Here is a 7,929-nt window from a genome sequence, read left to right on the forward strand (position 1 = left end):
CAGGTCACCGCATCTCCCCCGCCGGTCGCCGTGGGACGAAGGACTCGACCGCCTCTCGGGCGGCCTCCCAGTCCCCCTGGAAACGGACGGTGAGGACGTGCAGCCACCGCTCCAGGCCGAAGGCGACGCACGACGTGTACGCCTGCGCGCCCGCGCAGAAGATGTCGGCGCGCTCGCCGAAGAAGTTCCGGTGGTAGTTCAGGGACGCGACGGCCAGCCCGTCCTCGCTGACGAACTCCTCCTTGGTGGGGAAAAGCCGCTGCATGACGGCCCGCGAGCCACCGGTCTCGAAAAACGGGTCGGTGGCGGCCTCGGGGGTCAGGGTCAGGCCGAGACACTCCGCGAAATCGAGGATCAGCGCGCGGAAGGCGGACAGGTGAGCCCGGACGGTCCAGCGGTCGCCCACCGCGATGATCTCGCGCATGGTGAACCCGTGCAGCCGGCGCAGCCCCTCGTAACCGTCCTCTCGGCGGAAGCACTGGGCGATCGTCGTGATCTTCACCGGCTGGTCGAGTCGGGCCCCGGACAGGGCGAGGTAGGCGTTGTAGCAGGCGGCGGACGGGAGGACGAAGCGCGCCGCATCGAGCTGGCCGGCGGTGAGCTCCGTGCCCGGCGCCGCCGGGTGCCGGGGCAGCTCGCCCGCGCCGGTGGGGTTGACCGGCGCCGCGGCCAGGGCGAGGTGCGGGAAGTTGCCGAAATAGTCGAACCGAGCCAGGTCGGCGACCCGCACCAGTGGCGGGTAGAGGACTTCGGTGGCGCCGGCAGTGCCCGCCCAGCCGACGATGACGGCGTCGAGGGCGGTCCGGAGCCGGACGGCCGCCGGGCCCAGGGTCACCAGCCCCGCGGTGACGCTCACCGGCGCGACGGCGGTCTGCTCAGACATGGGCACCGCTGGCTGCGTCCGCGATCAGGGTGCCGATGCCGTTGAGGGTCCGCAGGAGGTCGACGTCAATCCGGGCCAGGTCGATCGGGGCTCCGGCGATCTCCTCCAGCAGCAGCAGGAACTCCACCAGAGTGAGCGAGTCGAGGATGCGGGCCTCGATCAGATCCCGGTCGCCGTCGATCTCCTCGGTGGACCCGCTGCATCTGCGCAGGAAGGCGACCACGGTGCGCATCGACTCGCTGTCAGCTGTGGACATCGTCGTCCTCCCACGCGGCCTGCAGAATCCCGCTGTTCACGAAGTACTTGTTGACCCGGGCCAGGGCGCGGGCGTGAAAAGCTCGGCGGGCCGGATGTGTCATCGCCCGGCGGCGGGTCTCCAGGGGTTTGCGCACCCCGGCAGCGCGGAATGCCCGCGGGCTGTAGAGGCTGCGGACCGAGTAGCTCATGTAGCCCTTGATGTGTCGCTCGATCTCGCCGCACCGACCGGGATCGGCCTCCCGCGCACGTTCGTGCAGGCGCCGGACCAGCGGTTTACCGAAGGCGACGTGCCGGCTTTCGTCGCGATGGTGGACGGCGTGGATGTCGCGGAGGATGGCCGGCAGTCGCGGGTCCCGGCCCATCCGGCTGTTGTAGAAGTCGAAGATCTCCTCGAAGACCAGGACGCGGGCGAAGGTTGCGACGTCGTCCCAGAGATCCCCTCGGCTGTCCGTCCGCAGCGGGAAGGCGGTGGGTGGGTGGAGGCCGCCGGCATACCGGTCGCAGAACTCCGCGAAGAACCACATGTGCGAGTTCTCCTCGCCGATGAAATGGTGCAGGTACTCGTTGTAGTCGCTGAAACCGGGGGTGTGCATGCGCTGGCACACCGCGCTGATCAGATCGCGGATTCCGTGGACGTGCAGGCTGAACAGGTTGATGGTCTCCTGTCGGGCCAACGCCCTGAGCACGTTCTCGTCCTCGACCAGCCCGGTGCCGTGGACGGTGAGGTACTCCGGGCTCATCCACCAGCGTTCGGTGGACACCTCGGTTGGCCAGGAGAACCTGGTGTACGGGTTGTAGTGGTCGCTGCGCGACTTGACGGAGAGCCGGGCGAGCGTTTCGGTGAAGACGTCGTCAGTCATGGTTCGAGAATCTCTCGGTCAGCGCTGCGCGGCCGGCGCGCGGTCACGGGTGTACGCGTCCGCGAGCTGGCTGAGGGCGGCTTCGAGGCCGGGTAGGAACTTCTCCATCTCGGCGGCGTGGAAATATCTGGTCGCGTACGTCAGCACGAATTCGAGATGTTCGCCGTCGCCGTCGATGACCAGGTCGAAGGCCTCCGGCCAGGTCGACAGGGAGTCATGAAGGAGACTTTCGGAGTCTACGTAATCGGGCCGCACGGGTCCGACGTCCGTGGTGTTCCGGCGCCGGTCGTTGACGCAGTAGCTGAGCGCAAGCGGAGTTCTGGCTGTGGTCCCGAGACCGGCCAGCAGGCGTTTCATGCTGGCGGCGTCGCAACCCGAGTTCTGGTAGGCGATGAGGGCCGACCGCCAGGACCGGCGGATGGCCTCCGGTAGGTCGACACCGGTCAGGTCGACCGCGAAGAACGCCTCCTGCATCAGTGTCGCGACCAGGTTCCGCACGTTCTGGCGGAAACGCTGGGAGCTGACCAGCAGGAGATCCACGTTGTTGCTGCCGGTCAGCTCGCGCAGGTGCAGCGCGATGCCGCCGAGGAGCACCGCGGAGCTACTCACGCCGAGCTTCCGCGCGATCTGGCCGGCCGCGGCCTCGGTGCCCTTCGAGTGCAGGCGCAACCGCCGGAATCGCGGGAGCCCCGGGAGGTCGTCCGTTTCCGGCGGAAGCGCGAGCGGCTGCCTGTCGCGGAAGAGGGATTCGACATGGCGTAGGGTCCGGTCGCGCCGGACTGCTCCCGCCGGGGAGACCTGCCAGTCGGCGAGATCCACCGGTGTCAGGGCGTCCTGCGCCAGGGACGGCAGGGTCTCGCCCCGCCGGAAGTAGTCGGTCATCTCGTCCACGAGACAGCCGACTCCGTGCAGATCGACCGCCAGGTGACAGAACATGTGGACGATGCCGTGCACCCGACCGCCGACGACAATCAGCGCCACCTGCACGGGAAGTTCGTGCGCGAACGCGAAACACCGGGTGGCGAAGTCATCCCGCAGCGCGCCGGCCTGCTCGGCCACCCGGGAACGAGCGGTACGAACGATCCGCACCGGCAGTGACCCGCGGCTTTGCACCTCCTGCCAGACCTGGCCGGCACGGTCGGTCGGGAAGACCGTCCGCAGCGACTCGTGCCGGGACAGGAAGAACGACAGTGCCCGCAGGCACCGCTCCTCGGTCAGCTCCCACTCCGGCGGAACCAGCAGAGTCCCGATGATGTTGTACCGGTAGTCCTGCGGCCTCGCCCGTTCGACGAAGTCCAGGATCTCCTGCTGGCCCCAGGTCAGCCGGGCTTTTCTGCTGCGGGCACCCTCGAACGGCGCGCACCTGATTTCGGCCAACAAGACAGCACCTCTTCCCGCGCTCCGTCGCCCGGCGCGAAAGGCACCGAAAATGGCGCCGTCATACACCGTCGCGTCCTCAGCAGTGAGCAGTGTCGCATCGCCAGCCGGGGCCGGCCATCATTGATCGCCCGGAAATGATCGATCCATACGAAAAGCGACCATCGCTTGACAGTGGGCGGACCGACCAGTGGATTGATTGCCGGCGGCCTGCTGGTATCCAGCCGGTAAACTCCGTGGCCGCCCAGCGTAGTTCATCTGACCCTGATGTCGCACAATCATGTCCACCTATGGGTCGATAAGGAGTTCCGTATAGCCATACCGGCCGACTGCGAGCATTCTCCGACGGGCGGCGGTCGCGACGGATCCGAATTGCCGATGCTGACGGTTTCCGTCGCAGATCCGTGATTCTGTGGTCGGGTTCTGCCGCCGCCGGGTGGAACCGCGGTCCGCGGGCGCCCCGCGGCATCGGTCGGCCCCGTCCACCGCCACCGAGAGAACACCCGGCAGCATGATCGGGCCACCACGAAGGGAGCACTGCTGGTGACCACGAAGGATCTCTACACCTGCACCCAGCCCACCGACGGGGACAGCTGGGCCGCCGACGCGGCCGGCCGACCCGTTTTCACCTGGGAATACGACCCCGAACGCGGCCATCTGCTGGACCTTTACCAGAAGGGAAAGGACCGGCAGTGGGACGCCACCAGGCGGATCGACTGGGAGCTGGAGGTCGACCCCTACGACCCGGTCGGCGTTCCCGACGAGACGAACGTCCTCTACGGCAGCGCGCACTGGGACCGCATGTCCGCGGCCAACCGCGCCGAGGTGCGCCGGCACTCCGCCGCCTGGCAGTTCTCCCAGTTCCTGCATGGTGAGCAGGGCGCGCTGATCTGCGCGGCGCGCATCGTGGAAACCTCACCTGGTCTGGACGCGAAGCTCTACTCCGCCACCCAGGTTGTCGATGAGGCCCGACACGTCGAGATCTACACCAGATTCCTGCACGAGAAGGTGGGCCTGCTCTATCCGATCAACGACAAGCTGCAGGGGCTGCTGGCCGACAGCCTGGGCGACTCCCGGTGGGACATGCCGTACCTGGGCATGCAGGTGCTCATCGAAGGCCTGGCGCTCGCCGCCTTCGGCCTGATCCGCGACACCGCGACGAAGCCGCTGCCCAAGCAGCTGCTTGCCTACGTCATGCAGGACGAGGCCCGGCACGTGGCCTTCGGCCGGATCGCGCTGCGCGACTACTACCGCCAGCTCTCCGACGCCGAGCTCCGGGAACGCGAGGAGTTCGTCATCGAGGGCTGCTACCTGATGCGCGACCGGATCCAGGGCGTCGAGGTCCTGGAGAACCTCGGCCTGCGCACGGCGGAGGCCAAGGAGCTGATCGAGGCCTCCGAGCTGATGCGGGTCTTCAGGACGCTGCTGTTCGCCCGGATCGTGCCGTGCGTGAAGGACATCGGGCTGTGGGGCCCGCGGCTCCAGCAGGCGTACCTCGACATGGGCGTCTTCGAGCTCGGCGACGCCAATCTGGACCAGCTCATGGCGCAGGACGAGGACGCTGCCGACGTGCTCGACGCCGAACGACTGCGGGCCGAGGAGGAATGGCGTATCGCCGAGGTCCAGGCGACCATCGCCGCCGGGCGGGAGCTCCCAGACCCCGCCTAGCGCGCTGCCCACGGTCACCGGTTGCGGCCCGACGCAAGATCACCGCACCCGTGCCGGGGGGCGAGTGCACACGGCCCGGCGCAAAGATCAGGACCGCGCGGGCTCCACGGGTTCCACGGGGCAGCGCGACGCGGTGTGGTCGGCAAGCCGCTCGAGCTCGTGGGCGTCGCGGGGCTGCCCGCACCTGCGGCAGATGTCCACCCGCGGGGGCGCCGGGCGGGGCGGCGCGTCGAGCGAGCCGAGCTGCGGCGGCCCCATGATGCTCAGCAGGAAGCGGTAGAAGCGGCTGGGCCGCTCCGCCGCCCCGGCCGCCACCCGGCCCGTCGCGCCGACGGTGCTGTCCTGACGCTTCATCCGTCGCCCTCCCTCGTCGGTCGCCGCGCCTGTCGCGTGGCCGGCCGAGCCCTGGCGTCCGATCGTTTCGTGCACATATGAATAGTACGCGATTGCTTCGTCTACGTGCCAGGTATCCTGAACCATGACGCACGCCACGACGGGAGGGAGCGGCCCGTGCTCAAGGACAACGTGAATATCGGCGAGGACCTCGAGGAGGACCCCCTCGCGCTGGACCGGCAGGTGTGCTTCGCCCTGTCGGTCGCGTCCCGGCTGGTGATCGGGGTGTACCGGCCGCTGCTGGAGCCCCTCGGTCTCACCCATCCCCAGTACCTGGTGATGCTGGCCCTCTGGGAACGCTCGCCGCGCTCGGTGAAGGACCTCGGCGCCGCCCTGCTGCTGGACTCGGCCACCCTCTCCCCGCTGCTCAAGCGGCTGGAGTCGGCGGGCTACGTGTCCCGGCGCCGGGCCGCCGTCGACGAGCGCCTGCTGACGCTCGAACTCACCCCGGCCGGCAGCGCGTTGCGACAGGAGGCACTGAAGATCCCCCACGCCGTCGTCGATCGGCTGGGCGTCGAGGTCACCGACCTGCAGGAGCTGCACGGCGCACTCACCCGGATCATCGAGGCCGCCCGCCAGGTCCCGGCCCGCTGACGCCCACAAGAACATCGGACCCCGGCGCACAACGGTCCTGGCCGGACGGCTGCCGCATGGACGGCTGCGGGACGCTCGCGATCCGGCGCCACCTCGGCTGGGTCACGTACACGGCGCCGTCCGGCCGATGGCCACTTGGCGCGGGAGTCCAGCACCGGCACCGGCCCGGACGCTTTCATGGTCGTCGCGCGGGCAGGGATTGAGGTGCGGACCAGCGAGTGAGGATGCAGTCACGCATGGCTGCGGCGAGCCGTCCCAGTCCTTCCCGCTGGCCAGGCTCCCAAGCGGGTGCAGCTCAATGCGATCTTGGATGAAATACCTGGTCAGCGAGGTACACCGGCGGTACAGCTTTCTCGCGATCTTGGCCCCCGAGTCGGGCTCACAGAGGCCCTCATCGGGCATGGGTTCGTGCCTCGACCTGCCCCGTCCTGCGCTCAAGCCGCGCGCGAGTCGGAAGAGGCCGACGAACGCTATCAACGGACGGGCTATCGATAGATCTGGCCACAGATCGCATGCCCGAAAAGGCGAATAGGGCTCCTGAGGAACGTGTGGATACGGCCGATTTGCTCTCGGTCCCCTTACGCCAGCAGACGGCTCAGGTGGAGGCCTAGCGGAGGTCTGCCGTAAGCATGTGCAACAGGTCCCGGGCGGACGCGGGAGCGGCCCCTGGCGCGCTTCTGCTCCCGATGCGGGTGCGCCAGGGGCTCTACCGTGACCGAACGGGGTGATGTGCCGGTCGGCGCCGACATCGACGACGATCTTGTACTGCCCGAGCCGAGAGTGAGGCCGTTTCCCTCGATGCCAGGCACCTCGCCTCGCTACGCGGTCAACACGGTCATGGCCGACGTGGACGACCAGGTAAGGGCACCAGACCTCACCGCGGCCATCGGCCGTCTTGTGCCTGCTGAGGCTCGGCTCACGAGGACACGTCGGTTTATTGGGCCGGGACGGCACTGTTCGCGGACCGCGCACACCAGTGAATTCCTGACGTGAGCAATCATCCAGGTCGCTCCCTTCAGCCCTGGGTGAGATGTAGCCACGTCTGGTGGCTCTTTGTGGCACGCTGTCAGGTGTGGACGCGGTGGATCCCGTGAACGGCGTGGCCAGTTCGCTGCCGCCGGGGGTGGACGTGTTCGTCTCCTACACGGGGGCGGATGAGGCGTGGGCGACCTGGGTCGCCGAGGTGCTGGAAGCTGCCGGCCTGACGACGACGCTCCAGGCGTGGGATTCGCCGACGGGAGAGAACTTCGTCGTCTGGATCAGCGAACAGATGTCCACCGCCAGCCGCACGGTGGCCATCTGCTCGGACGGCTACTTCGCTTCGCACTGGTGCACGCAGGAATGGACGGGGGCCCTCGCTGGGAAGAAGCTGGTCCCAGTGCGGATCGAGGACTGCGCGCTCCCGGCCGTTCTCGGCACGATCACCTGCCGGGACCTGCACGATGTGGACGAGCCGGTTGCCCGACGCAAGCTGTTGGAAGCTGTCGGCTTGACCCGTCCGGCCCGCCAATCATCCGGTTTCCCGCGCCATGCGGGGGCGACGGCGGTGTTTCCGGGCCGGCTGCCGGATATCTGGGGGCCAGTCCCGGCGCGGAACATGCTGTTCACCGGCCGCGACCAGCACCTGCACGCGCTTCACCACCGGCTGGCCGGGGATAGCCGCATCGCCGTCGGTGCCTTGCACGGTGCCGGCGGAGTCGGCAAGACCCAGCTGGCTGTTGAATACGTCTGGCGGTACGCCGCCGAGTACTCGCTGGTGTGGTGGGTTGACGCGACGACCTCCACTGGACTTGTGAGCGGCCTCGCCGCGCTGGCCCGCGAGCCTGTCACGATTTTCGTGTAAGCCGGAGATGAACAGCCTACGTGTGGTTTCTCGTGGTGTGCCTGGTCAGGCTA

Annotated in this window: 8 protein-coding genes; 3 read left to right on the forward strand and 5 right to left on the reverse strand. The window is 68.4% G+C overall.

Annotated features, from left to right (window positions below):
* Nucleotides 1-4 precede the first annotated feature (4 nt).
* Genes ND748_RS04085 through ND748_RS04100 form a run of 4 tightly spaced genes read right to left on the reverse strand, consistent with a single transcriptional unit; the run spans nucleotide 5 to nucleotide 3,378 of the window.
* Complete coding sequence (locus tag ND748_RS04085; protein ID WP_251744100.1) at nucleotides 5-883, reverse strand: hypothetical protein; 879 nt, start codon at nucleotides 881-883, stop codon at nucleotides 5-7.
* Nucleotides 876-1,139, reverse strand: coding sequence for a hypothetical protein (locus tag ND748_RS04090; protein ID WP_251744102.1), 264 nt, complete (start codon nucleotides 1,137-1,139; stop codon nucleotides 876-878). The genes ND748_RS04085 and ND748_RS04090 overlap by 8 nt, the downstream gene beginning before the upstream one ends.
* On the reverse strand, nucleotides 1,126-2,001 hold the full coding sequence (locus ND748_RS04095; protein WP_251744104.1) for a diiron oxygenase: 876 nt from the start codon (nucleotides 1,999-2,001) through the stop codon (nucleotides 1,126-1,128). Before ND748_RS04095 ends, ND748_RS04090 begins: the two co-directional genes overlap by 14 nt.
* Nucleotides 2,002-2,019: 18 nt before the next feature.
* Complete coding sequence (locus ND748_RS04100; protein ID WP_251744106.1) at nucleotides 2,020-3,378, reverse strand: condensation domain-containing protein; 1,359 nt, start codon at nucleotides 3,376-3,378, stop codon at nucleotides 2,020-2,022.
* Nucleotides 3,379-3,921: 543 nt separating this feature from the next.
* Here ND748_RS04100 and ND748_RS04105 point away from each other — a divergent pair.
* Complete coding sequence (locus tag ND748_RS04105) at nucleotides 3,922-5,046, forward strand: ferritin-like domain-containing protein (protein ID WP_251744107.1); 1,125 nt, start codon at nucleotides 3,922-3,924, stop codon at nucleotides 5,044-5,046.
* A gap of 87 nt (nucleotides 5,047-5,133) precedes the next feature.
* On the opposite strand, the gene ND748_RS04110 is transcribed toward ND748_RS04105, so the two are convergent.
* The gene (locus tag ND748_RS04110) at nucleotides 5,134-5,400 is read right to left on the reverse strand and encodes a hypothetical protein (RefSeq protein WP_251744109.1); all 267 of its coding nucleotides are present in this window, start codon (nucleotides 5,398-5,400) and stop codon (nucleotides 5,134-5,136) included.
* Nucleotides 5,401-5,556: 156 nt separating this feature from the next.
* Here ND748_RS04110 and ND748_RS04115 point away from each other — a divergent pair, with 156 nt between their 5' ends.
* Entirely contained in the window at nucleotides 5,557-6,033 is a 477-nt protein-coding gene (locus tag ND748_RS04115; protein ID WP_251744110.1) for a MarR family transcriptional regulator, read from the forward strand.
* A gap of 1,123 nt (nucleotides 6,034-7,156) precedes the next feature.
* The gene (locus ND748_RS04120) at nucleotides 7,157-7,876 is read left to right on the forward strand and encodes a toll/interleukin-1 receptor domain-containing protein (protein ID WP_251744112.1); all 720 of its coding nucleotides are present in this window, start codon (nucleotides 7,157-7,159) and stop codon (nucleotides 7,874-7,876) included.
* Nucleotides 7,877-7,929: the final 53 nt, after the last annotated feature.

Source organism: Frankia sp. AiPs1, from assembly GCF_023716945.1.
In the GTDB taxonomy this organism is placed as follows: Bacteria; Actinomycetota; Actinomycetes; order Frankiales; family Frankiaceae; genus Frankia.

Excerpts from the sequence above, each read along its gene's own strand:
- ND748_RS04095 (WP_251744104.1), bottom strand. The coding sequence starts at position 2,001 with ATGACTGACGACGTCTTCACCGAAACGCTCGCCCGGCTCTCCGTCAAG.
- ND748_RS04110 (WP_251744109.1), bottom strand. The coding sequence starts at position 5,400 with ATGAAGCGTCAGGACAGCACCGTCGGCGCGACGGGCCGGGTGGCGGCC.
- ND748_RS04090 (WP_251744102.1), bottom strand. The coding sequence starts at position 1,139 with ATGTCCACAGCTGACAGCGAGTCGATGCGCACCGTGGTCGCCTTCCTG.
- ND748_RS04085 (WP_251744100.1), bottom strand. The coding sequence starts at position 883 with ATGTCTGAGCAGACCGCCGTCGCGCCGGTGAGCGTCACCGCGGGGCTG.